2 pseudogenes are annotated in these 716 nt (G+C 71.6%); both read right to left on the minus strand.

The features are described from left to right. Positions 1-522 (minus strand): annotated as a pseudogene (locus tag JMF90_RS39225) (ABC transporter permease); the annotation flags it as partial. Next, a pseudogene (locus JMF90_RS39230) lies at positions 515-716 on the minus strand (phosphonate ABC transporter ATP-binding protein); the annotation flags it as partial. The pseudogenes JMF90_RS39225 and JMF90_RS39230, both read right to left, overlap by 8 nt.

A 716-nucleotide genomic window follows, 5' to 3' on the forward strand; every position in this document is an offset into this window, starting at 1 on the left:
CGCCATGAACGCCATCACGAGGATGCCGGTCGCGAAGAACGCGCCATAGTCGAACGGGCGGCGCGTGGGCGCGGCATTCTCGAAGCGTGCCTGCGCGGCCGGCAGCCCGAGCCGCTGCGCGGCGCAGCGTGCGAGCGCGATCTCGACGACCCGCGACGCCGCCTTCACCGCGAGCGAGCCGTTGAAGTCGTAGCGGATCGTTGCCGGCGTGCGCTCGTCGGCGCCGAGCACGACGGTCACGCGCTCGGCCGGCGTGCCGCGGCCGCCGAAGGTCGCCTTCACCGTGTCGCTGTGCGACAGGCTGGCGACGATCTGCGCCTTGCACGCCTGGTTGTACGGCGTCGCGCCGCCGGGCACGTCGAACGCGATGTCGGCCGTGCCGAGCGAGCCCGAGCCGCCGAACGCGAACAGCATCACGCTCAGCAGGAACACCGGGAACACCAGCGTCCAGAACAGCGACGAGCGGCTGCGCAGATAGCCGAGCAGCTCGTTGCGCACGAGGATCAGGAACACCTTAGTCATGGGTCGGGCCCTCGGTGCACAGGCGCAGCAGGTCGCCCGGCGTGCTCGGCGCGAGCGCGAGATGCTGGATACCCTGTTCGCCGACGATCCGGTGCACGTTCGGATGCAGCGTCGCATCGCCGAACGCCTCGACCACGTGCGCGGCCGACACGCGCACGCCGGTCACGCCGGGCAGCGCCGCGAGCCGCTTGCGC

This window comes from Burkholderia sp. E168m23, assembly GCF_016586125.1.
In the GTDB taxonomy this organism is placed as follows: domain Bacteria; phylum Pseudomonadota; class Gammaproteobacteria; order Burkholderiales; family Burkholderiaceae; genus Burkholderia; species Burkholderia orbicola.